Here is a 25,749-nt window from a genome sequence, read left to right on the forward strand (position 1 = left end):
GGGTCATTGTGCGGCCTCCTTGGTGGTCAACCAGCCGGTCACGGCCTGATCGCGGTTGAAGACCAGCTTGGCTGCGGCCATCACATCTTCGGGCGTCACGGCTTGCAGCACATCGGGCCAATCCTGCACATCCTTGACCGAAAGCCCAACGGCGAGCGCCTCACCATAGCTGCGTGCCAAGCCGCCTGCATCGTCGCGGGCATAGATTTGGCCGGCGCGAATTTGGGTTTTGATGCGGGCGAAATCGTCGGCGTTGACGCCATCCTTCATGAATGTGGCGATCACTTTGTCCATCGCAGCTTCGGCATCTGCCAAGGACACACCCTCGGCAGGCACCACAACAAGGCCGAAGGTTTGCGGATCTACCGAAACGCCATCGTAATAGGCCGAGGAATAAACCGCAGTTTGGCTGTCAAACTGCAAGGCTTTGGTCAGCACCGAGGTGGTGCCAGAGCCACCCAGAAGATCGGCCAGCACCGCCAAAGCGGCGGCCTGCTTTTGGTCGCCGGGGTTGCGCTCGGGGGCCATATAGCTGCGCGCGACATAGGGTTGGGCGACACGCTGATCTGCCAGCACCAAGCGGCGCTCGGCCAGTTGTGGCGGCTCTTGCGGGCGCTCACGCGGCTTGATTTTATCAGATGGCGGCAACGGACCGTAGTATTTTTGCGCCAAAGCCAACACATCATCCGGCTTCACATCGCCCGCGACAATCAGGATGGCGTTGTTCGGCGCGTAATAGGCGCGATAAAAGTTGATCGCATCGTCGCGCGTCAGCCCCGCGATTTCTGCGCGCCAACCGATCACCGGGATGCCGTAGGGGTGGTTCAGATATTGCGCGGCGGACATTTGTTCTTGCAGCAGGCTGCCGGGATCAGAATCGGTGCGCTGACCGCGTTCTTCCAAGATCACCTGACGCTCGGTGGTCACATCTTCTTCCGACATGTTCAGATTGAGCATGCGGTCGGATTCCATCTGCATCATCAGATCAAGCCGATCAGCAGCAACCCGCTGGAAATACGCTGTATAATCCTGAGTGGTGAAGGCGTTGTCATTGCCGCCCTGCTTTTCGACCGTGGCCGAAAACTCACCCGTGGGCACTTTCGCGGTGCCTTTGAACATCAGATGTTCAAAGAAATGCGCGATGCCGGAATGGCCTGCGACCTCATCAGCGCGGCCGATCTTGTACCAGACCATTTGGGTGACAACAGGCGCGCGGTGATCTTCAATCACCACAACTTGCAGGCCGTTATCTAGGGTGAAACTGCTGACCGTGTCGGCGCTTGCGGGCATAGACAGGCAAAGAAGGCCGAGCATAGCGCGGCCAAGGGGGCGAAGCATCGCGGTCCTCCGTGGATTACAGGACGCACGCTAACCGCAATGCCCGCCCTGCGAAAGCCGGGGCAACGGGGTTGTGATCACTCGCCCTTGTTGCGCGGTGGGGCCGAGGGGGTGCGCGCACCGGCTGCCCGCCAACGTGCCAGTTCGGCATGCTGGTCCAGCGACTGTTTGGCATAGGCTTTGTAATAGACGTTCAGGTTGAACAGGCGCTCTAACGGGCGGCCATTGTTCTTCTTGCGGAATTCCAGATCTTCAGAGGCCAGCGTGGCGCGGATACCGGGGGTCACGCCCTGCCGGGTGGCATAGTTGTACAGCCCCGCATCGCTGACGCCGTTGGTGGCGGGGGGGGTGCCGCCCAAAGCGGTGATGGCGTCGCCCTGCGGGTTCGGATCTGTCAGGTTGGCACCGCCCGGCGTGGGGGCGGGCAGGTCGGCAAGCGAGATCGGCAGATCCAACGCCTTCGGCGGCAGAATTGCGAATTCATCCGGGCCGTTGCTGTCAGACCGCAGGTTCATCAGATCGGGCGCTTTGTCGCTGCAGGCCGCAAGCGCCAACAACGCTGCGCCCGCGAACGCGAGAACCACCTTTGCTGATCGCATATTGCTGCCTCCACCAAGCCTTACCATCGTCGTCTTAGCCTATGATCCCGCCCGCGTCACGGGGTCTTTCGCCGCTTGACGCGCGCGGGCTTGGTGGATTTGCCGCCAAACACCACCAAACCCAAGGCACCTGCAAAGATTGCGATATCGGCGACGTTGAACGAATAGGGGTTTTCATACCCGCAGCACGACATCGTCAGAAAATCCGCGACATAACCGTAAGCGATGCGGTCCACCACATTGCCCAAAGCGCCACCGATCAGCAGCCCGCCCGAGATCATTGCCCATTTGCCGGGGCGTTCGCGCCGCAACCAGATCAGCACCCAAGCCGAGATGGCTATGGCCACCGCGATCAGCACCCAGCGCATGAGATCAGCGCTGTTGGCGAACAGGCCAAAGTTGACGCCGCGATTCTCGGCCCAGCGGAAATTGAGCAGCGGATCAAGCACTTCGATCTCGCCACGCTCGCGGATCGACAGCAGGCGGATGACGCCGAGTTTGCTCAGCTGATCCAGCAGAAACACGACAATCGCGGTGAGGGAAAGTGCGCGCATCCTAGTGCCGGAAATGCCGCTGATCGGTGAACACCATGGCAAGGCCCGCTGCATCGGCTGCCGCAATCACCTCATCATCGCGCATCGAGCCGCCGGGTTGGATGATCGCCGTAGCGCCTGCTTCCGCCGCAGCCAACAGCCCATCGGCGAACGGGAAGAACGCATCCGACGCCACAACCGACCCCACCGTGGGGCTTTGGCTTAGGCTCAAAACGTCGGCCATATCACCGGCTTTGCGCGCCGCGATACGGGTCGAATCAATCCGGCTCATCTGGCCTGCCCCCACACCCACGGTCGCGCCATCCTTCACATAGACGATGGCGTTCGATTTCACATGCTTGGCAACTTTCCATGCAAACAACAGGTCCGCAAGCTCTGCCTCGGTCGGTGCGCGTTTGGTGACCACTTTCAGATCGGCAGCGGTGATGCTGTCCACATCGCGGTCCTGCACAAGAAACCCGCCCGCAACCTGCTTGAAAGCCAAAGATTTCTCGGCAGGGTCCGGCAGGCCCTTGGTGGTCAACAGCCGCAGGTTTTTCTTGGCCGCAAAGATCGCCTTGGCTTCATCTGACGCCCCCGGCGCAATCACCACTTCGGTGAAAATCTTCACGATCTCCTCGGCGGTTTCGGCATCCAGTGGCTGGTTCAACGCGACAATACCACCAAAAGCACTGGTCTGATCGCAGGCATAAGCGCGCAAGTAAGCCTCTTTCAGCGACGCCGCCTTACCCACCCCGCACGGGTTCGCATGCTTGATAATCGCACAAGCCGGGCCCGCCCCCGCAAACTCTGCCACCAGTTCAAACGCCGCGTCGGTGTCGTTGATGTTGTTGTAAGACAGTTCCTTGCCCTGCCATTGCTTTGCGGTCGCCACACCTTCGCGCTTCGATCCATCGGTATAAAACGCCGCCGCCTGATGCGGATTCTCGCCATAGCGCAAGCCCTGTGCCAGCACACCCCCGAAGGATTTAGAGCGCGTGAACGGCTGATTGAACTGCCCCGACAACCAGCCCGCAACAGCAGTATCATAGGCAGCAGTGCGGGAATAAGCCGCCAGCGCCAGCTTTTGACGGAAGGCCAAAGTGGTCGCGCCATCATGCGCCTTCATCTGATCAATCAAACCCGCATAATCGGCAGGATCGGTCACAACCGTGACAAAGCGGTGGTTCTTTGACGCCGCCCTGATCATCGCAGGCCCGCCGATGTCGATATTCTCGATGCAGGTGTCATGATCGGCGCCTTTGGCGACGGTTTCCTCAAACGGGTAAAGATTGACGATCAGCAGATCAATCGGCTCAATGCCATGCGCCGCCATCGCCAGCAAATGCTCATCATCGTCGCGCAGCGCCAGCAAAGCGCCATGCACATTCGGGTGCAGGGTCTTGACCCGGCCATCCATCATCTCGGGGAAACCCGTCACATCAGACACATCGCGCACTTTCAGCCCTGCGGTCCGCAACATGCCGCTGGTGCCGCCGGTAGAGATCAACTCCACCCCTTGTGCGGCCAACGCGCGGGCAAGGTCCAACAATCCAGATTTATCGGATACGGAAATCAGCGCGCGGCCAATGGGAACAAGATTGGTCATGTCAGCCCTTTCAAGTCAGATCGGAACCGGCATCTCGTCGCGGTCCAGATCCCGGATGGCCAGCGGAGTATCCTGTGCTTTCGCCAAGGTCCAGCCGATCTGCGTCTCTAACTCCGTCGCGCGGGCCGAAAGGACGATCTGCCGCGTCAGACGCGGTTTCAGACGACCCTTTTCCAGAAAAACCGAAGGCTCCAGCGTCAAAGTCGCGATACCATCATGTCGGAACACCCAAATTTCGCCGCTTTTTAAGGCAAGGGAAACCGCCGCCCCACCCATATCCAGCGCCGCATCGACATCCGGGTGCAAATGGAATCGCACGGCAAAGCCCGCGCCCTGCAGTTGCGCTTCATTCATCAGCCGCTCAAACCGGGCGCGCTCGGCCTGCGTACGGGCAGTCAGCGCATCAAGTCCCGACAACTTCCGCCCGTTCGTCGTCAGCAACAATTCGCGCGAATGCGTCAACCCGTGCGTGGCCGACCAGCCCGAATGCGCCATATATAGGTGCAGGCCATCGGACATCTGGCCCTGACGCAGCGACGTGACCTGCGCGCGCTCCACCAAAGCATCCTGCCCAAACGCCAGCCTCGGCCCCGGCTTCAAGCGGCTTGAAGAATAGCCCTCCACCGCCAAAGTCGCATGCGACGCCGTGGCCCGCCCCGCCTGCCGCCACTCCGCTCCAAACGGCGCACCTGATCCACAGTTGACGATCACCGGACGCCGCCCCGAAGTCAGCTCAAACGCCGCAGTCGAGGCATGCGCCCAGATCCCCGCCGCCCCCCCCGGCGGGCGCGCCGCATCCACAATCACCGTGGTGCGCGCTTCCGCCAACCGCGCAAACCCCATGGCCAAACCAAGCCCCACACTCGGCCCCGGCTTTACCCCGGTTGCCGCCAGCGCCAGATCCAGCCGCCCCTCCATCCCGCGCCCGCCGCCATGAAACCGCGCCAGCCCACCATCGGCATGCCGCAATGCCCGCAATGACGGCGCAATCCGCTCCAACGCCGCGACCAAAGCAGGCGGAGGCGTATGCCCGGCTTCCGACAACGCCTGCTCGGCCCAAGTCAGCAGCGTGAACACCTCCAGCAACTCCTCAGGGTTCCGCGTTGGAATCCCGCCCATTGCGTCAATCTCGCGGCCACATTCCAGCGCCAGCGCCGCCACCGCAGGCCGCACCCGCGCCTCCATCCCGGTCAGCGCCAACCCGGCATAGATCAGCCCGGTCAGCGCCTCAAACCGCGGCAACCCCGGTGCCGAATAGGCCCAGCGCCGCGACAAAAACACCACCTGCGCCGACAGACTGCGATAATACGCCTCTGATTGTGCCCGATCCCGCCCCTGCAACAACAGCAGCGCATGGTTGATCCAGCGGATCAGCCGCCGACCCGTCAGATCCGGCGTCCACCCCGGCCCCTGACCCCGACCAAACCGCGTGATCCAGCCCCAAGTCCAGTCCTGTGCGCGGGTTCGGGCGGCGAAATCGCCCAAGGCTGCCAGATCATCCAGCCACAAAAACCCGTGCGTCTCGGCAGGTGCCCCCGGATCATCCAGCGCTACATCCCAAATCGAGGCCCCCGGCGCTGCCACCAACTGCCCGGCAAACTGGAAATTCCCCGCCACCAACTGCCGCCCGCGCGCGTAAAGCCCGATCGAGCGCGGCTCTGGCTGCGACACAAACCCGGTCGCAGCTTGGGCCCGCAACGCGCGCCACATCGCCAGCCGATTGCCAAGCCTTGCCCTGCCGGGGGTGCGTTTCATACTGTTCCTGTAACCTGCCAGCCCGCTTATACGCGGATCATAGGCAGCCAGCATAGCGCCGCCCGGCCAATATGTCACCCGCCCCGGCGATTGCTCTTTCTGAAATACTCCCCGCGGAGCGTTCAGCCGCCGATGCCAGCCAAAGGCCGGGCATCACGCCCGGCCCGCCAACCCGCGCCAAAGCCGCCGAGCGGGGGCTCGATGCCCCCCAAGGCGGCACCGCCTATCAGGTCAGTGCTGCACCCGCTCCATATACTGCGCCAACCCGCGCACCTGACCCAACCAGCCGTCCAGCAATTTTGGATCATGTGGCGCACCATGCACGCCCACCGCAATCTCGCGCTTCATCACCGATTCCACCGCGAAAGACACCGGGGTCGACACCAGCCGCGCCATAGCAGAACCCCGTGCATCGCCCCAGGCATCCATCGCCCAGGTCTCATGGAACACCGGGCGACCATCGCGCTCGGCCTTCAGCGACACGAACAAGATCACCCGATCCGGCTCGCCCGGCGCGTAGGAGTTCTCGGCGACAAACTGCGCCGCCATCTCGGCCAACCGCGCATCACCCGACGGGCCTTCCAGCGTTTCAATTTCGCGGAACACCGGGGTCCACGCGTCCTGCCAGCCGTTCAAGCGGATGGTGCCACGCACAAAATCCTTGACCTTCCAGTCGGGATCAAACCGGTAATCTTCCATGAACGGATAGCTGTCGCGGTTGGGATACACCTCAAAGCTTTCCGGCACCGGCAGCGGCGCGTCATACTTGGTGATCGCATCCCAAGGCCGGTTGACCCGCAACTCGCTGAAATTCCGCAGGCTGCGCGACGGCGAACGCAACGCCTTCAACACTCCCAGCGGAGCCCAGGAAAACTTATAGCGGAACGGGTTCGGAATCTTCGGCACACCGCCGCAATAGCTGGTGAAAGACAGCACGTTATCAACGTGATAGGCTTTTGAAGCCCGATAGCGCGCCACCAGATCATGCGCCATCAAATGGTCAATGCCGGGGTCTAAGCCCACCTCATTGACCGAGACCAAACCCGCATCGCGGAACGCCTGATCCAACGCCTTCATCTCGGGGGCGATGTAGGACGACGACACAAAATGCGCGCCTTTATCCAGACAAGTCTGCGCAATCGCCACATGCTGATCGGCGGGCAGCATCGAAATCGCAATATCGCCCGGCTGCAAAGCGCTCGCCAAAGCCTCTAGCGAATAGGCGCGAATATCCGCGCCCAGATCGCCCACCGCCTCCTGCGCCTTCTCAACGGTGCGGTTCCACACCACAACCTGATGGCCATTCTCAATCAGCCGCCGCAGACCCGGAGCCGAGGACAACCCCGTACCGCACCAATGAATCGTCATATTCGCACTCTCCCTAAAGGCCCGCCGAATGACGGATATATTCCGCCTCAGCCCGACCCCAAACCCCAGAATTCAGATCACCCAATGTCGCCAAAGAAGCCAACAATTGTGCCGCATAATCTTCGCTGCTTTCCACCGGCAACAGCGATGGCAGGTTGTCAATCGCTGTGACATCCAGCACCGGATGCTCCGCCACCCGCAACGCCGGCGCATCCCATTCCGTCACCCGGTCATAAACCTTGATCGGTGAGAAATCTGATGTCGGATCGCAGGCAATATCGCCAATCACCGTCAGTTTTCGCGCGGTATCCTGCTTGGCCGAGGCGGGCACAAACACCGGGCAACCGGGCCGCGCAAGGATGCAGTTCAGGAAAATCTCGTGCTGCAAAATTTGCGGAAACGGCCCGCCGCTGGCGGTTTCCGCCTGATCCCATTGCGTCACCGCCACCCCCAGCGCCGCACATAGGTCCGACGCCCCGGTGCCGACCCGACCCAGCGCCCCGATCACGATGGCTTTCGGTCGGTTGAAGCCCGCCAGTTCCGCCTCTAAATCCGCCAGCAACGCCGCCTTGCCGGGATACTTCGCCACCGGCCCCGCTATGCCGCCGCGCTGCTGCGCCGCCCAGCATTTCAGACTGACAGCAGCCCCCGCATATCCCGCCCAATAGCCAAACGCCGCCACCCGGCGACCGTCTGCGCCCACCAGATACTCCAGATCATACAAAGTGCCACCGCCCGCCTTGAAGCGTTTCAGCAACACCTGCCCGGCAGGCTGGCCCTTATAGGCATGACCAAACATAATGTGGCGATGGGTCAGCTGCGTGCCATCCTCTGGCAGCTCTTTCAGCCCAAAGATAATCGCATCGGCGGGGGCTGCTGGCCACAGGTTCTGCGCCGCAATCTCACAGCCCGCCGCCTTGTACCCCTCAATCGCAATGGCGCGGACCGAGCTTTGCTCGACCGTCACCCGGATGCCTGCCTTGACCAGCGCCGCAGCGCCGTCTGGCGTCAGGCCAACGCGCTCCTCATTCGGACGCTGCTCTGCCCGGACCCAAAGATGCGTCATGCCAATCCCTCGCGCTGTCATCGTTTGGCGGCTGAATACCAGATCAGGGGGCAAGAAACAGGGGGGGCGTGACCGCATGGCCCGAATTTCGCCCAAACTGCGGCAACACGCAACGTACTCAGGCCGCACTTCTGTTGTATTTCCTTCGATCTGATTCAGATCGACAGAAATCCGCTCTAGTCAACGTGGCAAGGCGGCGGCGTTCCGGCTATCGTCATCGCAATCCGTTTCAAAGAGGCGCGTCATGTCCCTGTTGTCTTTGCTGACCGATGTGCTGTTCATTGGTCATTCGCTGGTTGGCCCGACGTTGCCCACCGTGCTGGATGCCACGTTGCGCGCGATGGGCCAGCCCTCGGTGGTGCAGGCGCAGATCATCAACGGCTCATCTCTGGCCTATAACTGGGACAATTCCGCCAATGCCGAAGGCGTCGATGCCAAAGCCCGGCTGAAAGCTAAAGCGACCGATGTGCTGATCATGACCGAAGCCCAGCCGCTCAAGGGCCAAATTCAGTATAACGACACAGCGGGTTACGTCGCAAAATTCGCGGGCCTCGCTTTGGAGGCCAATCCCCACACCCGGCTTTATGTCTATGAAACCTGGCCCAGCCTGAACTCTGGCCCCGGCAATATCACCAAGGACGATCCCGATGCGGGTATTCCGTGGCGCGAACGCATCGCGCTGGATGTGCCGTTGTGGGAAGGCATCGTCGCCGATGCGTCAGCCAAGGCGGGGCATGAGGTCAAGCTGCTTCCCGTCGGCCAAGCGATGGGGCATTTGGCCGATGCGATCAAGGCGGGCCGGGTGCCGGGGGTCAGCGATATCAAACAGATGTTCGTCGATGACATTCACCCCAACGGCAAGGGTTTGTATTTTGTCGCCATGGTGCAGGCGGCAGCTATTGTCGGCAAAAGCCCCGAAGGCGTGCCTGCCAAAGTCACCCGCGCCTGGACGTCGCGCGATGCGGTGATCACGCAAGAGCAGGCAGAGGTGTTTCAGCGCATCGCATGGGAGGCCTTGGAGGGCTATGTTCCCGGCCAAATCGCCGCCCAGATCGCGCCTGTGGTGGTGCCTGAACCCACCTCGACCACCACTTCAGACGCCCAGAACCCGCCGTTCCCGGCCTTCAAACCGATCACCAACACCCACCTTGCCTTGGGTCTGGCGGGCGTCAACGACTGGTCGGTGCAGCAACCCTTCCTGAACCTGATGAAAACCGCGCGGCCTTGGATCGGCCATCTGCCCGACCAGTTCGGCGGCTGGACCGAAGCTGATCTGGCTAAAGCAGGCGCCTTGGGGCCAAACGGCTGGCCCACCAAAATCCCGCCGGAACTGGCGAAGATTTCCACCCTGATCCTGACCGATTTGCCCGAAGATGCCGCAGGCGTCGCCGGGCGCTACCTGTTGACCTACCAAGGCAAAGGCACGCTGAAAGTCGAAGGCCGCGCGCAGGTGGTCGAAGAAACCTCCGGCAAAATCCTGTTCGATTACACCCCCGGCGAAGGCCTTGTTGCCGTCACCCTGCTGGCCTTGGACGCCACCGATCCGATCCACGACATCGTGGTCGTCCGCGCGGCGCGGGCGCAGATGCTGGCGGATGGCGCGATCTTCAACCCCGATTGGCTGGCCCGCATCCGGGGCGTCAAGGGCATCCGCTTCATGGATTGGATGATGACCAACGATTCCACCTTGGCCGCGGTCAAAGATCGCCCGAAACCCGAAGACTACTCCTACGCCCGCAACGGTGTGCCGATCGAAGTCATGGTGACACTGGCCAACGAACTGCACGCCGACCCGTGGTTCACCCTGCCGCATCTGGCCTCGGATGACCTGATCCGCACCTACGCCCAGATCACCCACGACCACCTTGACCCCAGCCTCAAAGCCCAAGTCGAATACTCCAACGAAGTCTGGAACTGGCAATTCGCCCAAGCCCGCTGGGCCGAAGAACAGGGCATCGCGCGCTGGGGCCAAGATAAAACCTGGGTGCAATTCTACGGTCTGCGCGCGGCACAAGTGATGGCGATCTGGTCGGATATGTTCAAAGACGCCCCCACCCGCCTGACCCGCATCGTCTCGGTGCAAACCGGCTGGCTGGGGCTGGAAGAGCAAATTCTCGATGCGCCCTTGGTGGTGGCCGAAGGCTTGCCACCCCCCGCAGCCAGCTTTGACGCCTATGCGATCACCGGCTATTTCAGCGCCGAACTCGGCGGCGACCAGAAATATACCACCGTAAAGGGCTGGCTGAAACAATCCGCTGATGCCGCCCGCAAAGCCGCGACAGATGCCGGATTGACAGGGACCAAGGCAGACAGCTATTTCGCCCAACACCGCTATGATCTGGCCGATAAACTGGCGGGCCAAGACCTCCGCGATGGGTCGCTCACCGGTAATCCCGCCAACAGCCTGACGCAAGTTTTGGCCGAAACCCTGCCCTATCACGCCGCAATCGCCGCCAACCGGGGGTTGCAACTGATGATGTACGAGGGCGGCAGTCATGTGGTGGGCTACGGCGCATTGGTCGATGATGAGGAGTTGACCGCGTTTTTCACCCATTTCAACTTCACCCCCGAAATGGGCGCGCTTTACGCCGAACTGCTGGCAGGCTGGCAGTTGGTCAGCGACCAGCCGTTCAATGCCTTTGTCGACACCTACCGCCCCGGCAAATGGGGAAGCTGGGGCGCATTGCGGCACTTGGGCGACAACAACCCGCGCTGGGATGCCTTGGCGAAGGGCTGCATTACGTGTTGAACCCTAGCCTCAGCGTCATCATTCCGGCGTCAAACGAGGCGGGCTACATCGGCACCTGCCTCGCCGCAGTATTGGCCTCGGGCCCAATCAATGCCGAATGTATCGTCGTCGCCAATGGTTGCCGCGATGCAACCGCAGATATAGCACAGGGATTTGCCTTGCAGGCCGGTGCGACAGGCTGGGCGCTGTCTGTGTTGGACTTGGCAGCAGGCGGCAAACCGAACGCATTGAACGCAGGCGACCAGATCGCCCGCGCGCCGCTGCGGGCTTACCTTGATGCCGATGTCATCGTCTCGCCCCACCTGATGGCCGAACTGATCGCAGCCCTTGGCGGCACTGCCCCGCTTTATGCCACCGGAACCGCGCGCATCCCCCGCGCCAAAAGCGCCGTGACCCGCGCCTATGCCGGTTTCTGGCAGCGCCTGCCCTTCGCGCAAAGCCCTGCCCCCGGTTATGGGCTGTTCGCCACCAATGCCGCAGGCCGCGCGCGCTGGCGGGATTTTCCGGCGATCATCTCAGACGACACCTTTGTGCGGTTGCAGTTCGAACCGCACGAGCGGGTACAGGTGGCCCCGACCTATGATTGGCCGATGATCGAGGGCTTTGCCGCACTCACGAAAGTGCGCAGACGCCAAGATGCGGGCGTGGCCGAGATTGAACGGCTTTACCCCGGCCTTCTGCTGCGCGAAGCCAAAGCCCGGCTCAGCAAAGCCCGCCTGTTGGCTCTGGCCCTGCGCGATCCTGTGGGCTTTGCCACTTACGTCGCCGTATCGCTCGTGGTGCGCCGCACATCGGGCCAAGACTGGGCGCGCGGTCGTTGACGGGTTGGGGGCCAGAAAACCACACTTACAAGTCACCTTACCACAATATATTGTGGCGGATGCCCTGAAAAACACAAGTCCCTCCCAGCTGGGAGAGCCTCAGCTAAATCCAAACATGCGCGCCACGAAACCGGAATTCGCACGAATTCCGTGCACGATTTCCGCGCGAAAATCGCTTTACAGATCAAACGTCGCGAACACCGGGGCATGGTCAGAGGGTTGCTCCCATCCGCGCACGCTGCGCAAAATGCGGCTGCCATGGGCGGATTTGGCAATATCAGGTGTGGCCCAGATGTGATCCAGCCGCCGACCTTTATCGGCAGCATCCCAATCGGGCGAGCGATAGCTCCACCAACTGTAGAGATTGCCGGTTGGAATATCGGCACGGGTCACATCAACCCAAGCCCCCGAGTCCATCGCCGCCCCAAAATGCTCGACCTCAATCGGGGTGTGGCTGACGATCTTCAACAGCGCCTTGTGGTTCCACACATCATCCTCACGCGGAGCGATGTTCAGATCGCCCACCAGAATGGATTTGCTGGGTTTTTCACCATGAAACCAATCCCGCATCTCGGTCAGGAAATCCAGCTTTTGGCCAAATTTCACGTTCAGCACGCGGTCTGGGATATCACCCCCTGCTGGCACATAGCAGTTGTGGATCACCACGCCGTTTTCCAGCCGACCTGCAACATGCCGCGCATGACCCATGGCGACGAAATCGCGGCCACCCGCATCCTCCAGCGGCAGCTTGGAAAGAATTGCCACGCCGTTGTAACCCTTCTGGCCGCGCGCCACCATATAATGGTAGCCCAGCGCGCGGAACTGCTCGACCGGGATCAACGCGACCGGGCTTTTACATTCCTGCAAGCACAGCACATCAGGGGATTCATCCGCCATCAGCTTGGCCACCAGCCCTTCGCGCAGACGGACCGAATTGATGTTCCAAGTGGCAAGGGTGAAGGTCATTGGCTGCTCCTGATCCAGACCAATCAGCCTAAGCCGCACCGCCACCGTTCTCAAGAGGGCAAAGCCCCCGACGATAAGCTAAGGACCCGGCACACAAAAAGTCGCCCAGCCAACGTGGCCGGGCGGAAGGTCCAACAGGGAGGTAATGTCCAACATATATCATAGAATACCGGGCATTTTCGCGCGCTGTTACAAATTACCCAAGCCATGGCTTTTTGGCCACAACCCAAGATTGCGCCGGGCTTTGCGCCTATTTGGTCAGGATCAGCTTCGCCGATTTGGTGATGCGCAGGGTGTAAATCTGCCCGTCCAACTCGATCAACGCGGTGCCCGCCCCGCCAGTCAGCGCCCGCGCGTCGTAGCGAAGAGTCCGATCAGAAGGAACAAGTTCCGGCGCAGGGTTCTGGGGCGAAAGAATTTGAGTTTCGTACATGATGTGCTCCGCAGCAGCTAGGATTGGCACTGAAAGACCGGCTTCCCAAAGGCGGGTGGCATGGCAATACTTAATACTTATCAAATTAGTCAGGAATGTAAATCCCGATTCTTTTACTTGTCTTTCACAAGCTGCCCTGATGTGGGGAGGGCGACGGGCGAGCCAGACAGCAACAGCCAAGTGCCGCTTCTTGGCAGTGGTGGGCTTTGCAATCTCAGCCAACGGCGGTCTGTCACTGATGAAGATCGTCAAAAGTTTCAGCGCAGCAACGTTCGACGCAGCAGCGTTGAAGCATATCCAAGGCTCCGCCCCTTTCGCGCCGCCGCCTGCGGGTGCCTCAGCCCGGTTTCGCCTGAGTTTGTTGGGAGGTAATTAGCTAAGGGCGATCAAATGGTTATCCCAAGCCGTCGCATTGCGGCTGAGGGATGCCAAACCAGTGCGGCCATAACTCCACACCCCGCCTTGCCCATCGGTTAGCCGCAACCCGTCGCCCACAGCCGCAGCGCCCGAGACATCGGCACGCGGGTCGGTTGCAAGCCACTGGCCCGTGCCGTCAAACAGCATCACCACCCCCGCCGGGGCCGAAGTCAGCGCAATCAGATCACCCGCACGGGCAACAGCAATCGACCCGGCATAGCCCTTCATCGCAAACGACTGCTCGTCCGGTGGTGGGCACAACAGCGGCGCGGCACCCGGCACCCAAAGCCCCAGTTGCGCGACAGGCTCAGATTTATCCCCTTCCCACTGCATTGCAAACGCCACGCCGTCGCCATGCAAAGCCAGGTGGCGGATCGAGTTTTGGTGAAACTCATCCGCCAAGGCCACCTGATCCAGCACCGCGCCATCGGCCGAGAGTAGCGTCAGATTGGGTCGCATCGTGTCGATGTTCAGCTTGGTGCGGTCGCCCGGATCCGTTTCAATCCCGCCATTGGCGACCACAATCCGGCCATCCGCCAGCCGCCGGATATCATGCGGGCCAATGCCACCACTGTTCCATTCACCGATGCGCGTGAAACCCGCCGTCTCCCACAGCCCAATCCGCCCTGCCGAGCCTTCTGCCACCACTTCGGACGTCATCAGCAGCGCGCCATCCGCCGAGAACGCACCATGGCCATTGAATTGCCGCCCCTCTGGCGGGGCCAAGCGGTGCCGCACCACCCCGGTCAAACAATCCAGCACCAACGCAAAAGTGCCGGGACGGCGGGCAAACGCAACCGCCAAGGCCTGCGATGGATGCGCCGCCGCCGCATGACCGCGCGCGGGCAAGGCAATCTCGAACAAGCTTTCGCCCGCGGCACTTAGCCCATGCAGGACAAATTCATCGCCCAGCTTTCCTGCCGCAAGGCAAGCAGGCCAGCCGACCTCCGCCCAAGACACCCGCGGCAAACTGGCCACAGCCAACCCTGCCAGAAACACCCGCCGCGTTGCCATCTTAGTCTCCATCCGCCGCGTTAAAGCCGATGCCGACATCCAGTTCCGGCCCAAGTTCAGCCACCACGGTATCGGTCAAAGCGCTGATCGCCTGCTGCAAAATCTCTACCTTCAGATGGCCCTGTGGCGTGGCAACCCCCGCAAAGGCGGGATCGTCAAACGTTTCGGCCAGCTTGATCGCGTGATCAAACCCGGCCAAAGTCAGCGACGCATCCGGCGTCAGCGTCACCACCATCGCGCGCAAGCTTTGCAGTGAGATCAACACGTTGCGCTGACTGCGCGCCGAGGCAACTGCCTCAGCGCGTTCCGGACGTGGCTTGTCAAACGTGCCCAAGGGGCGGCCAAGCCGTTGATCTTTATCAAACTCCAATGCTGACACTATTTGCGTGAACAGCGTCTGGCGCACTTCGGGTCGGGTTTGGAATGTGGTGTTGCCCAAATCGCCCGCCGTCAAAATGGTCGTGGAATAGGTATTGATCCAGTTGTCGTTGATGATCTTCGCCATCCGGGCCAAATCCAGCGTCGTCGCTTGGATCAACGCGCAGGGGTCGGCGGGCAAAGCCTCTGCCGGATACAGCAACCGCTCCAACCCGGTCAGTCCGCGCGCGGCGACCGATTGATCTGGGAAATGCGCAGGGGTCAGTTGCGACGGATCGCCCTGCAGCAAAGCCCGCTGCGATTTCGCACCCGAGCCCTTTGGGTCAGGCCAAAACGCAATAGCCACCGATAGCCCATCTGCCTCGGCAGGGCCAAAGCGCAGGTGCTGCACAGCGGCCCAGGCATCATAGGCGGTGTGGAATGCGGGTTTCAGGCTGTCGGCCTTACAATTCTTTGCGGCGGCGTCGGACAAAGCCTGCGTGCTGGCCGCGAAAGCCGCGTAACCGGGCAGGATATGGTCGGACAAGGTCTGTTCAAAATCCGCCAGTGCTGGGGTGGCGAGGCATACAGACAGCAAGAATGAGCGCAGCAGCATGATTACAAACTTTCCAGAAATGCGAGAATAGCGTCGCGGTCGTCTTTCGGCAAAGCCACCACGGCATCGCGGCTGGCCTGCGCCTCGCCGCCATGCCACAGCACCGCTTCCAAAAAGTTCCGCGCCCGCCCGTCGTGCAGAAATTCAGTGTGGCCCGAAACTTGGCTCGTCAACCCGATCCCCCACAAAGGTGGCGTTTTCCATTCCTGCCCGGTCGCGCGACCTTCGGGGCGGTTGTCGGCAAGCCCCACCCCCATGTCATGTAGCAGCAGATCGGTATAGGGCCAGATCAGTTGGAAACTTTGCTCGGGCTGGTCTTTCAGACGATTGGTGACATATTTCGGCGTATGGCAGGACGTGCAGCCGATGTCATAAAACACCCGCTTGCCGCGCAAAACCATGGGGTCATCAATGTTACGCCGCGATGGCACGCCCAGATTACGGGCATAAAACGTCACCAGATCAAGGCTTTGATGATCCACTTCCAGCCCACCCCGCACGCCCGGCTCTTGCCCGCTGATCGCCACGCGGCAGGCATCCTGTGCCGTGGTGCAGTCGCCCCACGGATCAGGATGCAAAGCGGTGGAAAGCCCCATATCGCCCTGAAACGCCGCCGCCGACTGATCGCGGATCGTGGCTTTGCCGCCTTTGAAACCAAAGCGGCCCAACATCGGCTTGCCGCCAGACCCGCCCGGCACAATGCTTGCGCGGCCCGAAATGCCATTGCCATCGGCGTCAGTCTCGTCGACGCGCGCCAGAATATCGGCCTCGGGGATCGCCTCTAGCAGCCCCAAGCCGATCATCTGCGGCGCGACACGCGGCGACAGCATGACGTGCGCAGCCATCGGGCCATAAGCCAAATCCGCCACCGAATACGCAGGCGCGCGCAAGCGGACCACGGTGCCATCGCCCAGCGTCACCGGAACCTCGGTATAGTCGATCACCATACGGCCTTCAGAGGCAACGCCAGCCGAAGCGAAGTCCTGGAATTGCCCGCCATAGGTCGGCTCATCCTGCGTCGCCAGCCAATCCTTGATCGCGGCCGGGTTACTTCCCCCCGGAACCGAAAGCCGCAAGAACATCGACACAGCACTTTCGTCGGGGCCCGCGGGCACATGCCCGCGCCCGTCTTTCAGGTGGCAATCCTGACAACCACGCGCGTTGAACAATGGCCCCAGCCCGTCCGACGCTAAGGTTGAAGCCGGTGCTGGCACCCATGTCTTGGTGAATAAAGCATTGCCAAGGTTGAAATTCATCTGCCGATCAAATGGCATATTGCCGGAGTATTGCGAAAACGCATCCGCCGTAGGCCGTGCCCGCACCGTCGCAGCCCCGCCCGGTTTCGCCTCAAACTTCTCAGATGCGCTAAAATCTTTAAGGGCCGCTAGCACGCCTGCAATTCGCGCAGCCTCGGCCTTGGTGCGGGGGATCACTGTCAAAGACTGATCCTGTAGGCCTTGCGCAAAGGCAGGCCCTGCCAACAGCGGCAGTATCAATAGGACGCGCAGCATCCAGGTCTTTCCTATATCAGTTGGCAGCGCTGTGTCCCGTTTCCTGCCCGGACCCGCAGCACCACCTGCTTACTCAGAGTGGGTTTCAGCAAACTTTGTCAATCGCAGCTTACGACCGACAAAGCCCCGTTAAGCCAAGCGTTACTGGAACACAGCACCCGGATTATCAAGACTTTCCGAGCCTTCAATGCTGGTGCCGGTCAGCCCCAAAGTGGTGATCGCGCGCTCAATCGAGGCGGTTTGCGTGACCAAAGTGTTTACGCCGCCCATCACCAAAGCCTCACCCTCTTTGTTGCCCGCCGCCAGCATCTGATCATAGGCCATTCCGCCATCCGACGCTGCTTTGATCGCGCCCAAAGCGGTGACCGTAGCCGCCAATTCGCCCTTCAACTGCGTATCCACCGCAGGGTCCGCCGCCGCGACCAGCTCCGAAATCGAAGCCCCCGACACCACGCTGCCATCGACGCGCGTATACTTGCCCAGATAGACGTTCTGAATTCCAACGCCGTCATAATAATGGCTGTTGGCGGTGTTGTCCGAGAAGCAATCGTGCTCCTCCTCTGGGTCGTTCAGCATCAGGCCCAAACGCATCCGCTGGCCCGCAACCTCGCCATAAGACAGGCTGCCCATACCGGTCAGGATCGCCGACAAAGCCGCCTTAGGGTCTTTTTCAATCACCGCGCGCGCCGCGCCGCCAGCAGCCCATTGCCCGGCCATATCTGCCAAATCCATCACCAACAAATCGGTCGCCGCCTTTAAATACGCCGCGCGACGATCACAGTTGCCGCCCGTACAGCCCTCGCCCTGAACGTAATCCGTGAACGGCCGATTGCCCGCTCCCGGCCCGGTGCCGTTCAAATCCTGCCCCCAGAGCAGAAATTCAATCGCGTGATAGCCCGAAGCCACATTCGCCTCGATCCCGCCCGCCTCTTGCAACGTGCCCGAGATCAATTCCGGCGTGAGCGTGGTCGCATCCACCTCAACACCCGAGATGGTAAACTTCGGGGTCGCAATCACGTTCAGCGTCGCAAGGTCGTTTTCCTGTGACTTGCCATAAGACGGGTCAACATAGTCGATCAGCCCCTCATCCAGCGGCCAAGCGTTGATCTTGCCCTCCCAATCATCCACCGCAACGTTGCCAAACCGAAACGCCTCGGTCTGCATGTAGGACGGGCGCGAGGCGATCCATGCGGCGCGCGCGGCTTTCAGGTTGTCTTCGCTGGGCGCTGCGGTCAACGCATCGACGGCCCCTTGCAGCGCCTTGGCAGTGATCAGGCTGTCGTCATAGCCCGCAGCGGCGATATCGGCGTAAGTCTTTGCAACCGCTGCCGGATCGGCGGCAAACACGGGCTGGACAGCCGACACAAAGGCGGTGGTGGCAAGCAGGGCTAAAAACGAGTTGCGCATAAGGGGTCTTTCCTAGTGACGTGTGGCTGAAGGGACGGAATATCCGTCGTTGGCAGAGGTGCGGTGAAGGATATCCAGCATCGCGCGGCCGACATATTCGGCGATCTGCACAGCCTCATATGCAATGTCGGGTGGCAGCATAGTCAACGCAAAGGCCATCGCATCTTCGCGATCCCCCGCTGTGGCAGCCGCCACCATCTGGGCAAACGCACTTTCGTCACCGCCGAGGCAAGCGCATTGGGTGTGGTGCCGCATCAGGGGCCTGCGCCCCATCTGCACCATCAGCCTGATCAAATGCGCGAGGTTGTTCACCTCAATCGCCGCCTGATCTGCCCCAAAAATCGCGGTGAAATCTTCGGCGACCGCGATCCGGCCCGCCTCGCCATCACACCATTGCCGCAACAGTTGTATCACGCCGCGCTCCAATGCTGGCATATCGGCCAGCATCCCCACCGCAGCACCGCCCCGCACTGGGCTGGCATCGGTGACCTTCGACGATTTGAACCAAGAATAGCTCATAACTTCCAACTGCCTTTCGAGACTGCACGTTGCAACCAACGCCCTGCCGACAGGTTGGGCCTTGCGGTATTAGCTGACGGATTCTCTCGGAAATGTAAATCCGATTCTTTCTGTCGGCTAATCGCAGCCAAAGCCAGCTTGACCCGTCCCCGCAGGGCATGCAGTCATGCCGCCATGACCCAAATCTCGCTCTGGCAAAACCGCAACTTCCGCCTGATGTTCGCCTCATCCGCCGCCACCAACCTTGGCGATGGCTTGATCACGGTTGCGGTGGCATGGCTGGCGACGCTGCTGACGCATGATCCTTTCCTGATCGGCCTTGTCGCCACCGCCCGCAGCTTGCCATGGTTTCTGTTCGCTTTGCCCGCAGGCGTGATCACCGACCGAGTCGATCACCGCCGCTTGATCATCGGCGCCGATTGCCTGCGGATTGTGATTTCAGTGGCCTTGCTGACTTTGGCGCTGACAGCCAGCCCCGGCACGGGTCCGGTGCTGCTGATGGCCGCCCTATCCTTCGTCTTAGGCAGCGCCGAGGTGTTGCGCGACAACACAGCACAAACCTTCACGCCCGCCGTTGTTGAGAAATCGCAACTGGAGCAAGCCAATGGCGCGATGTGGAGCACAGAACAACTTGCAGGCCAGTTCATCGGCCCACCGCTTGCGGGCCTGCTGATCGGCATATCTGTGGCGCTGCCGTTCGGCATCCAAGCCGCGATGCTGGTCACAGCCGTCGCCCTGATCGCAAGTGTCAGGCTGCCAGAACGCGCCCCAACCTCCCCGCATCTGCCCATGCTGGCTGCCTTAAAAGAAGGCATGCTCTGGCTCTGGCGCGACATGCCCCTGCGCCGCCTTGCCTTCATTCTGGGCGGCTTCAACTTCATCGGCTACGGTTTCGCCGCCGTACTGGTGCTGTACAGCCAACGCGTTCTCGGCTTGGATGCTTTCGGTTTCGGCATCTTCCTGACCCTTCCGGCGATTGGAGGCCTCGCCGCCACCCTGATCGGCCCGCGCATCCTGCGCCACGTTACCCCAAGAACGGCCATTCTGCTTGGCATGACTGGATTCACCGCCGCCGCTTTGGTTTTGGCGCTGCAATCTCCGCTCTGGCTGATCGCCATTTTCTTGGTACTCGACGGCTTTTCCGGCATGCTGTGGAACATCGCCCAAGTCAGCTACCGCCAACGCCACATCCCCGCGCCGCTGCTGGGCCGCGTCAACTCCGCCTTCCGCTTCATCGGCACAGGCCCTGCGGCGTTTGGTGCCTTCACCTTCGGCGGTCTGATCGCATGGGCGGGTTCGGGGGCAGAGCCTTGGGGCACGGCGCAAGCCGTGTTGCTGCCCTACTGGGTGGCCGCCGCCATCGCCGGGGCATTGACGCTTTACGCCGCCGCCCGTCTGCAGCTGCGATAGCAAGATCGGGATAAAAAAGACCGGGCACAAGGCCCGGCCAGGTCCAACAGGGAGGGTGCTGTGCCATAACCCCGACACAGCAAGGGGAACTTTTGGCCGCCGGGCGGGGAGGACGCGCTTTGGCCTGATCCGTAGATAGTCATTCAATCGGGCAACAATAAGACCCGTAAGGGACGAAAATCTTACCTGAAGCGCCCAATCTTAAGCTTACGCGACCAGCTTATAGCCGCCATTCTCGGTCACCAGCAGCCGCGCGTTGCTTGGATCAGACTCAATCTTCTGCCGCAGACGGTAGATGTGGGTCTCAAGTGTGTGCGTTGTAACGCCAGCATTATAGCCCCAAACCTCGTGCAGCAGCACATCGCGCGCCACCACGCCTTGTTGCGCGCGGTAGAGATACTTCAGGATGTTGGTTTCCTTTTCAGTCAACCGCACCTTCTTATCCTTGGCATCGACCAGCATTTTCTGCGCGGGCTTGAACGTATACGGCCCCATCTGGAACACCGCGTCTTCGGATTGTTCATGCGTGCGCAACTGCGCGCGTATCCGCGCTAACAGCACCGGAAACTTGAACGGCTTGGTCACATAATCATTGGCACCCGAATCAAGGCCCAAAATCGTGTCGCTGTCGGTGTCATGCCCGGTCAGCATCATGATCGGGCATTTCACCCCGGCCTTGCGCATCCGGCGACACAATTCGCGCCCATCCGTATCGGGCAAGCCCACATCCAGAATAACCAGATCGAACAGACCCGCCTTGACCTTCTCCATGCCCTCAGCCCCGGTGCGGCCCTCAAACACGTCGAAATCTTCGGTCATCACCAACTGCTCGCTCAGCGCTTCGCGCAGATCGTCATCGTCATCGACCAGCAAAATTTTCCGCAACGTTGCCATGTGGGCCTCCATCAGCCGAGCGGTTTGCTCTTGCGCTAACACATGCGCCCCCCTCACGGTTCCGACAAGATTTGCTACAATCGTCTCACGCGGTCGTGTCGCGCGCATGGCAAATGTTTCAATCCGTTCCAGTTTCGCCTATGTAGCCTGCATGAGCCTGCGCCCCTCCACCCCCGAAATCCTCGCCCGCGCCCGCGCTGACCTGCGGCTTGGGCTGGCCATTGTGTTGACGGGCGGTGGCCAAGCCATGCTGTGCGCCGCTGTTGAAGAGCTGACCGAAACCCGCCTCACAGCATTGCGCGCCGAGGGCCAGCCAGAACTGGCGCTGACTACGCGGCGCGCTGAGACGCTGAAAGCCATCCCCTATGACGGCGATCTCGCCCGCCTGCGCGTGCCAGTGGATGCCGATCTGCGCTGGCTGCGCGCCGTGGCTGATCCCGCTGACGATTTGAACGTGCCGATGAAAGGCCCGCTGGTCGCCTTGCGCGACGGCCCCGCCACCCTGCACCGCACCGCCATCGCGCTGGCAAAATCCGCACAATTGCTACCCGCGATGCTGCTGGTTCCGATCAACGATGGCTTGGCGCTGGCCGCCCGTAACAACCTGACCCTGCTGGCGCATACTGATTGCGCCGACCTTGACCGGCTCGCGCCCTTGGCCCCGGTGATCTCTGCCCGCCTGCCGATGGCCGCAACGCAGGCAGGCCGCTTGCACATCTTCCGCCCCGACGATGGCAGCGCCGAGCATTACGCCATAGAAATCGGCCGCCCTGACCGCAACAAACCCGTCCTCGCCCGCCTGCATTCTGCCTGCTTTACGGGCGACGTTTTGGGCAGCCTGAAATGCGACTGCGGCCCACAACTCCACGCCGCCCTCGCACGGATGGGGCATGAAGGCGTAGGCGTTCTGCTTTATCTGAACCAAGAAGGCCGCGGCATTGGCCTGGCCAACAAAATGCGCGCCTATTCGTTGCAAGATCAAGGCTTTGACACCGTGGAAGCCAACCATCGTCTCGGCTTTGAAGATGATGAACGCGACTTCCGCATCGGTGCTGAAATCCTGCAAAAGATGGGTTTCAACCAAGTCCGCCTGCTCACCAACAACCCCAAAAAGCTGGCCATGTTGCAAGCCTGCGGCCTGACTGTGACCGAACGCGTGCCGCTGAAAGTCGGCCAAACGGCGCACAACCAAGGCTATCTCGCCACAAAAGCCGCCAAATCCGGGCATTTGCTATGAAATCATCCGACATGATCCTGACCCCTATGGGTTTGCGGTTCCAAAACCGCCGCTTCCCCTGCACCGTGGGGCGCGGCGGCATCACAACAGACAAGCGCGAAGGCGACGGCGGCACCCCCACCGGAACCCACCGCATCGTTGGCATGCTTTACCGACCCGACCGCATCGCACGCGCAGCACTGCCCGATTGGGCTCTGCCGATCCGCCCGAATGACATGTGGTCCGATGATCCCAACGACATCGACTATAACCAGATGGTGCGCGCACCCTATCCCTACAGCCACGAAAATCTGACGCGCAGCGATCCACAGTATGACCTGATCCTGATCACCGATTGGAACTGGGTAGAGCCGACCCCCGGTCGCGGCTCGGCCATTTTCATCCACACTTGGCGCAGCCCAAGCCACCCCACCGCCGGCTGTATTGGCCTTGCCCGCCAAAGCCTGCTTTGGATCGCAAACCGTTTGCGCCACGAGTCTCGGCTGGTCGTGCGCTGACACTTTCCAAAGCGGTTCGACCATCCTATCCTGACCCAAATGGGGGACACGATGGCCAAAACTGTAAAACCGGACGACCAGATTTTTGCCCTGCGCATGGCGCGATCGGCCCCTGATCTGTGGCCGATGCTGGATCAGCTTTACGGCCAACACCCCGGCTACAACCAATTCTGCACCGATCTGAAGACCGTCCTTGCCGAGGGTTGGAAAGACCGCCCCGCCGACCTTAAACTGCTGGACCTAAAGCGCGATTTGGAACCCGACTGGTTCCAGCGCGCTGATATGGCGGGCTATGTGTTCTACATCGACCGTTTTGCAGGCAACCTGCGCGGCGTGCTCGATCACCTCGACTACCTCGAAGATCTCGGCATCACCTACGTTCATTTTATGCCCTGCCTGACCCCCCGCCCCGGCGATTCCGATGGCGGCTATGCGGTGATGGATTACCGCAGCATCAACCCGGCTTACGGCACGCTTGACGATTTCAAAGCGGTTTCAACCGAACTGCGCAAGCGTGGCATCTCGCTGTGTATCGACCTTGTGCTGAACCACACCGCCAAGGAACACCCTTGGGCGCAGGCGGCGGCCACTGGCGACAAAGCGGCGCAAGACCTGTATTGGATGTTTGACACCACCGACGAACCGCAGGCTTTTTCCAGAACCTTAGTCGAGGTTTTCCCCGACAACGCCCCCGGCAATTTCACCTACTACCCCGATTTCGATAAATGGGTCTGGACCACCTTTAACGAACATCAATGGGATCTGAACTGGTCTAACCCGCAGGTTTTCCTTGAGATTACGAAAATCATGTTGCACCTCGCCAACGCAGGCGTTGACGTTCTCCGCCTCGATGCCGTGGCCTTCATGTGGAAGCGTCTTGGCACCCTCTGCCAGTCGGAACCCGAGGTGCATATGCTGCTTCGCGCCTTGCGCGCCTGTTGTCGGATTACGGCGCCTGCGGTGATCCATCTGGAAGAAGCCATCGTTTCCCCGCAAGAAATGCTGCCCTATTTCGGGCGCGGCACGCATGACGGGCGCGAAGGCAATCTGGCTTATCACAACTCGCTGATGGTGCAATTCTGGAGCGCGCTTGCCACCCGTGACACCCGCCTGATGACGCATGTGCTGGCCAGCCACTTTCCGGACCGTTTGACCAACGCCACCTATGCCACCTATATCCGCTGCCACGATGACATTGGCTGGGCGGTCACCGACGAAGATGCAGCCGCCTGCGGGCTTTCCGGCGCAGCGCACCGCCGCTTTCTGTCCGATTTCTACCAGGGCAGCTTTCCGGGCAGTTTCGCCGAAGGGGCCCCGTTTCAGATCAATGAGGCCACCGGAGACAAGCGGATTTCCGGCAGCTTTGCGTCGCTTGCTGGGCTAGAGGCGACAGACGCGCATGACCGGGAAATGGCCGTGCAACGGATGTTGATGGGCCATGCGCTGATCGCGGCGTTTGGGGGGATTCCCTTGATCTATATGGGCGATGAATTGGCGATGCTGAACGACCACAGCTATCTGGCCGACCCCGCCCACGCCCATGACAGCCGCTGGATGCACCGTCCTCAAATGGATTGGGCGCTGGCGCAAGCGCGCCATTCAGGCAATTCCCTGTCGTCGCAATGCTTTCTTGGCACCCAACACATCCTTGCCAGACGCCGCGCCACGCCGGGGTTGCATGGTGGGCATCCGACGCAGATCGTGCAAACTGGCAACCCCACCCTGTTCGCGGTGCAAAGGGGCGCCCCAACTGGGCCGATTCTGTGCCTGTTCAACTTTTCGCATCACTGGCAGCATGTCGCGGGTGGCTGGTTGCAAGCCCACGGCATCACGCATTGGCATGATGCCTTGTCGGATCAGATCGTGACGCTGCATGGCGATTATCTGGCGCTGCCGCCCTATGCGCGGGTTTGGCTGACTTAGCCGTAACTCCGCGCGCCGAAAATCGCGCTGCCGACCCGCACATGGGTGGCACCCGCCGCGATTGCGGCTTCAAAATCGCCGCTCATCCCCATCGACAAGCCCGTCAGCCCGTTGCGCGCGGCCATCCCGGCCAGGGCCGCAAAATGCGGGCCTGCATCCTCGCCCTCGGGGGGGATGCACATCAGGCCCGCCAAGCTGAGATCCATCGCGCGGCAGTCGGCGATAAAGCCATCCAGCGCTGCGGGCAAAACCCCGGCCTTCTGCGGCTCGGCCCCGGTATTCACCTGCACGAACATCTGCGGACAGGCCCCGCGCGCCTGCGCCAGTTTCGCCAGTTTGTCAGCCAAAGAAGCGCGATCCACGGTATGGATCGCATCGAACAACTCGACCGCCAGTTTTGCTTTGTTGGTTTGCAGTGGCCCGATCATATGCACCTGCACCGCGTCAAATTCGGCGCGAAACCCCGGCCATTTCGCCTGCGCTTCCTGCACATAATTTTCGCCAAACAGCCGATGGCCGGCAATCAGCACGTCACGCACCCGCGCGTCGGGTTGCACTTTGCTGACTGCGATCAGGTGTACCGAACCAAGGCCACGTCCCGCCAGTGCCTCGGCCGCCCGCACCCGCGCTAAAATTGCCTGCAACGCCATGCCATCCCCCCTGTGTGACGGCACTTGATCACTGCGCCGCACAAAAGAAAAGAGCGGGCA

At 61.2% G+C, this 25,749-nt stretch carries 23 protein-coding genes; 7 read left to right on the plus strand and 16 right to left on the minus strand.

Annotated features, from left to right (window positions below):
* Positions 1–3 precede the first annotated feature (3 nt).
* From Q7V03_RS16230 to Q7V03_RS16260, 7 genes are all read right to left on the minus strand, one after another.
* Positions 4–1,338, minus strand: a complete 1,335-nt coding sequence (locus Q7V03_RS16230; protein ID WP_304926632.1) for a pitrilysin family protein — start codon at positions 1,336–1,338, stop codon at positions 4–6.
* 77 nt (positions 1,339–1,415) lie between these two features.
* Positions 1,416–1,937 (minus strand): DUF3035 domain-containing protein, encoded by a 522-nt coding sequence (locus Q7V03_RS16235; RefSeq protein ID WP_304926633.1) that lies wholly within the window; start codon positions 1,935–1,937, stop codon positions 1,416–1,418.
* Between the two features lie 56 nt (positions 1,938–1,993).
* Complete coding sequence (gene lspA, locus Q7V03_RS16240; protein WP_304926634.1) at positions 1,994–2,491, minus strand: signal peptidase II; 498 nt, start codon at positions 2,489–2,491, stop codon at positions 1,994–1,996.
* 1 nt (position 2,492) lies between these two features.
* Positions 2,493–4,079 (minus strand): bifunctional phosphoribosylaminoimidazolecarboxamide formyltransferase/IMP cyclohydrolase, encoded by a 1,587-nt coding sequence (purH, locus tag Q7V03_RS16245; RefSeq protein ID WP_304926635.1) that lies wholly within the window; start codon positions 4,077–4,079, stop codon positions 2,493–2,495.
* 15 nt (positions 4,080–4,094) lie between these two features.
* Positions 4,095–5,834: a heparinase II/III family protein gene (locus Q7V03_RS16250; RefSeq protein WP_304926636.1), complete on the minus strand. Its 1,740-nt coding sequence runs from the start codon at positions 5,832–5,834 to the stop codon at positions 4,095–4,097.
* Positions 5,835–6,065: 231 nt separating this feature from the next.
* On the minus strand, positions 6,066–7,202 hold the full coding sequence (locus tag Q7V03_RS16255) for a saccharopine dehydrogenase family protein (protein WP_304926637.1): 1,137 nt from the start codon (positions 7,200–7,202) through the stop codon (positions 6,066–6,068).
* Between the two features lie 13 nt (positions 7,203–7,215).
* On the minus strand, positions 7,216–8,268 hold the full coding sequence (locus tag Q7V03_RS16260) for a saccharopine dehydrogenase (RefSeq protein WP_304926638.1): 1,053 nt from the start codon (positions 8,266–8,268) through the stop codon (positions 7,216–7,218).
* A 244-nt stretch (positions 8,269–8,512) separates the two neighbouring features.
* Here Q7V03_RS16260 and Q7V03_RS16265 point away from each other — a divergent pair, with 244 nt between their 5' ends.
* Together Q7V03_RS16265 and Q7V03_RS16270 are read left to right on the plus strand one after the other, a co-directional pair.
* Positions 8,513–11,017: a hypothetical protein gene (locus Q7V03_RS16265; RefSeq protein ID WP_304926639.1), complete on the plus strand. Its 2,505-nt coding sequence runs from the start codon at positions 8,513–8,515 to the stop codon at positions 11,015–11,017.
* Positions 11,011–11,838: a glycosyltransferase family 2 protein gene (locus Q7V03_RS16270; RefSeq protein ID WP_370651149.1), complete on the plus strand. Its 828-nt coding sequence runs from the start codon at positions 11,011–11,013 to the stop codon at positions 11,836–11,838. The genes Q7V03_RS16265 and Q7V03_RS16270 overlap by 7 nt, the downstream gene beginning before the upstream one ends.
* Before the next feature lie 177 nt (positions 11,839–12,015).
* Here Q7V03_RS16270 and Q7V03_RS16275 read toward each other — a convergent pair whose 3' ends face one another.
* Both Q7V03_RS16275 and hemP read right to left on the minus strand, forming a co-directional pair.
* Positions 12,016–12,804, minus strand: coding sequence for an exodeoxyribonuclease III (locus Q7V03_RS16275; protein ID WP_304926640.1), 789 nt, complete (start codon positions 12,802–12,804; stop codon positions 12,016–12,018).
* 250 nt (positions 12,805–13,054) lie between these two features.
* Positions 13,055–13,237, minus strand: coding sequence for a hemin uptake protein HemP (gene hemP / locus Q7V03_RS16280; RefSeq protein WP_304926641.1), 183 nt, complete (start codon positions 13,235–13,237; stop codon positions 13,055–13,057).
* A gap of 139 nt (positions 13,238–13,376) precedes the next feature.
* On the opposite strand from hemP, the gene Q7V03_RS23915 reads away from it, so the two are divergent.
* Positions 13,377–13,613 carry a TonB family protein gene (locus Q7V03_RS23915; RefSeq protein ID WP_370651151.1) on the plus strand — a complete coding sequence of 79 codons (237 nt, stop codon included), beginning with the start codon at positions 13,377–13,379 and terminating at the stop codon, positions 13,611–13,613.
* Here Q7V03_RS23915 and Q7V03_RS16285 read toward each other — a convergent pair.
* The 5 genes from Q7V03_RS16285 to Q7V03_RS16305 form a co-directional block, all read right to left on the minus strand.
* Positions 13,610–14,668, minus strand: a complete 1,059-nt coding sequence (locus Q7V03_RS16285; protein ID WP_304926642.1) for a DUF1513 domain-containing protein — start codon at positions 14,666–14,668, stop codon at positions 13,610–13,612. The two genes, Q7V03_RS23915 and Q7V03_RS16285, sit on opposite strands and share 4 nt — an antisense overlap.
* 1 nt (position 14,669) lies before the next feature.
* Complete coding sequence (locus tag Q7V03_RS16290; protein ID WP_304926643.1) at positions 14,670–15,641, minus strand: imelysin family protein; 972 nt, start codon at positions 15,639–15,641, stop codon at positions 14,670–14,672.
* Between the two features lie 2 nt (positions 15,642–15,643).
* Positions 15,644–17,152, minus strand: coding sequence for a di-heme oxidoredictase family protein (locus tag Q7V03_RS16295; protein ID WP_304926644.1), 1,509 nt, complete (start codon positions 17,150–17,152; stop codon positions 15,644–15,646).
* Between the two features lie 141 nt (positions 17,153–17,293).
* Positions 17,294–18,559: an imelysin family protein gene (locus tag Q7V03_RS16300; RefSeq protein ID WP_304926645.1), complete on the minus strand. Its 1,266-nt coding sequence runs from the start codon at positions 18,557–18,559 to the stop codon at positions 17,294–17,296.
* A 12-nt stretch (positions 18,560–18,571) separates the two neighbouring features.
* A complete protein-coding gene (locus Q7V03_RS16305) occupies positions 18,572–19,078 on the minus strand; it encodes a hypothetical protein (protein ID WP_304926646.1) in 507 nt (168 codons plus the stop codon).
* A 174-nt stretch (positions 19,079–19,252) separates the two neighbouring features.
* On the opposite strand from Q7V03_RS16305, the gene Q7V03_RS16310 reads away from it, so the two are divergent.
* Positions 19,253–20,488 (plus strand): MFS transporter, encoded by a 1,236-nt coding sequence (locus tag Q7V03_RS16310; RefSeq protein WP_304926647.1) that lies wholly within the window; start codon positions 19,253–19,255, stop codon positions 20,486–20,488.
* A gap of 207 nt (positions 20,489–20,695) precedes the next feature.
* Here the strand turns inward: Q7V03_RS16310 and Q7V03_RS16315 are convergent, their stop codons facing one another.
* Positions 20,696–21,382, minus strand: coding sequence for a response regulator transcription factor (locus tag Q7V03_RS16315; RefSeq protein ID WP_054008531.1), 687 nt, complete (start codon positions 21,380–21,382; stop codon positions 20,696–20,698).
* Between the two features lie 151 nt (positions 21,383–21,533).
* Between Q7V03_RS16315 and ribA the strand changes: the two genes are divergently transcribed.
* Genes ribA through Q7V03_RS16330 form a run of 3 tightly spaced genes read left to right on the plus strand, consistent with a single transcriptional unit; the run spans position 21,534 to position 25,039 of the window.
* Positions 21,534–22,619, plus strand: coding sequence for a GTP cyclohydrolase II (gene ribA / locus Q7V03_RS16320; protein WP_304926648.1), 1,086 nt, complete (start codon positions 21,534–21,536; stop codon positions 22,617–22,619).
* Positions 22,616–23,116 (plus strand): L,D-transpeptidase, encoded by a 501-nt coding sequence (locus Q7V03_RS16325; protein ID WP_304926649.1) that lies wholly within the window; start codon positions 22,616–22,618, stop codon positions 23,114–23,116. The genes ribA and Q7V03_RS16325 overlap by 4 nt, the downstream gene beginning before the upstream one ends.
* Positions 23,117–23,167: 51 nt before the next feature.
* Positions 23,168–25,039 (plus strand): alpha-amylase family protein, encoded by a 1,872-nt coding sequence (locus tag Q7V03_RS16330; protein WP_304926650.1) that lies wholly within the window; start codon positions 23,168–23,170, stop codon positions 25,037–25,039.
* Here Q7V03_RS16330 and Q7V03_RS16335 read toward each other — a convergent pair.
* Positions 25,036–25,689 carry a YggS family pyridoxal phosphate-dependent enzyme gene (locus Q7V03_RS16335; RefSeq protein ID WP_304926651.1) on the minus strand — a complete coding sequence of 218 codons (654 nt, stop codon included), beginning with the start codon at positions 25,687–25,689 and terminating at the stop codon, positions 25,036–25,038. The two genes, Q7V03_RS16330 and Q7V03_RS16335, sit on opposite strands and share 4 nt — an antisense overlap.
* Positions 25,690–25,749 lie beyond the last annotated feature (60 nt).

Source organism: Cypionkella sp., from assembly GCF_030652235.1.
Classification (GTDB): Bacteria; Pseudomonadota; Alphaproteobacteria; order Rhodobacterales; family Rhodobacteraceae; genus Cypionkella.

Excerpts from the sequence above, each read along its gene's own strand:
- Q7V03_RS16230 (WP_304926632.1), bottom strand. The coding sequence starts at position 1,338 with ATGCTTCGCCCCCTTGGCCGCGCTATGCTCGGCCTTCTTTGCCTGTCT.
- Q7V03_RS16235 (WP_304926633.1), bottom strand. The coding sequence starts at position 1,937 with ATGCGATCAGCAAAGGTGGTTCTCGCGTTCGCGGGCGCAGCGTTGTTG.
- lspA (WP_304926634.1), bottom strand. The coding sequence starts at position 2,491 with ATGCGCGCACTTTCCCTCACCGCGATTGTCGTGTTTCTGCTGGATCAG.
- purH (WP_304926635.1), bottom strand. The coding sequence starts at position 4,079 with ATGACCAATCTTGTTCCCATTGGCCGCGCGCTGATTTCCGTATCCGAT.
- Q7V03_RS16250 (WP_304926636.1), bottom strand. The coding sequence starts at position 5,834 with ATGAAACGCACCCCCGGCAGGGCAAGGCTTGGCAATCGGCTGGCGATG.
- Q7V03_RS16255 (WP_304926637.1), bottom strand. The coding sequence starts at position 7,202 with ATGACGATTCATTGGTGCGGTACGGGGTTGTCCTCGGCTCCGGGTCTG.
- Q7V03_RS16260 (WP_304926638.1), bottom strand. The coding sequence starts at position 8,268 with ATGACGCATCTTTGGGTCCGGGCAGAGCAGCGTCCGAATGAGGAGCGC.
- Q7V03_RS16265 (WP_304926639.1), top strand. The coding sequence starts at position 8,513 with ATGTCCCTGTTGTCTTTGCTGACCGATGTGCTGTTCATTGGTCATTCG.
- Q7V03_RS16275 (WP_304926640.1), bottom strand. The coding sequence starts at position 12,804 with ATGACCTTCACCCTTGCCACTTGGAACATCAATTCGGTCCGTCTGCGC.
- hemP (WP_304926641.1), bottom strand. The coding sequence starts at position 13,237 with ATGTACGAAACTCAAATTCTTTCGCCCCAGAACCCTGCGCCGGAACTT.
- Q7V03_RS23915 (WP_370651151.1), top strand. The coding sequence starts at position 13,377 with ATGTGGGGAGGGCGACGGGCGAGCCAGACAGCAACAGCCAAGTGCCGC.
- Q7V03_RS16285 (WP_304926642.1), bottom strand. The coding sequence starts at position 14,668 with ATGGCAACGCGGCGGGTGTTTCTGGCAGGGTTGGCTGTGGCCAGTTTG.
- Q7V03_RS16290 (WP_304926643.1), bottom strand. The coding sequence starts at position 15,641 with ATGCTGCTGCGCTCATTCTTGCTGTCTGTATGCCTCGCCACCCCAGCA.
- Q7V03_RS16295 (WP_304926644.1), bottom strand. The coding sequence starts at position 17,152 with ATGCTGCGCGTCCTATTGATACTGCCGCTGTTGGCAGGGCCTGCCTTT.
- Q7V03_RS16300 (WP_304926645.1), bottom strand. The coding sequence starts at position 18,559 with ATGCGCAACTCGTTTTTAGCCCTGCTTGCCACCACCGCCTTTGTGTCG.
- Q7V03_RS16305 (WP_304926646.1), bottom strand. The coding sequence starts at position 19,078 with ATGAGCTATTCTTGGTTCAAATCGTCGAAGGTCACCGATGCCAGCCCA.
- Q7V03_RS16310 (WP_304926647.1), top strand. The coding sequence starts at position 19,253 with ATGACCCAAATCTCGCTCTGGCAAAACCGCAACTTCCGCCTGATGTTC.
- Q7V03_RS16315 (WP_054008531.1), bottom strand. The coding sequence starts at position 21,382 with ATGGCAACGTTGCGGAAAATTTTGCTGGTCGATGACGATGACGATCTG.
- ribA (WP_304926648.1), top strand. The coding sequence starts at position 21,534 with ATGAGCCTGCGCCCCTCCACCCCCGAAATCCTCGCCCGCGCCCGCGCT.
- Q7V03_RS16325 (WP_304926649.1), top strand. The coding sequence starts at position 22,616 with ATGAAATCATCCGACATGATCCTGACCCCTATGGGTTTGCGGTTCCAA.
- Q7V03_RS16330 (WP_304926650.1), top strand. The coding sequence starts at position 23,168 with ATGGCCAAAACTGTAAAACCGGACGACCAGATTTTTGCCCTGCGCATG.
- Q7V03_RS16335 (WP_304926651.1), bottom strand. The coding sequence starts at position 25,689 with ATGGCGTTGCAGGCAATTTTAGCGCGGGTGCGGGCGGCCGAGGCACTG.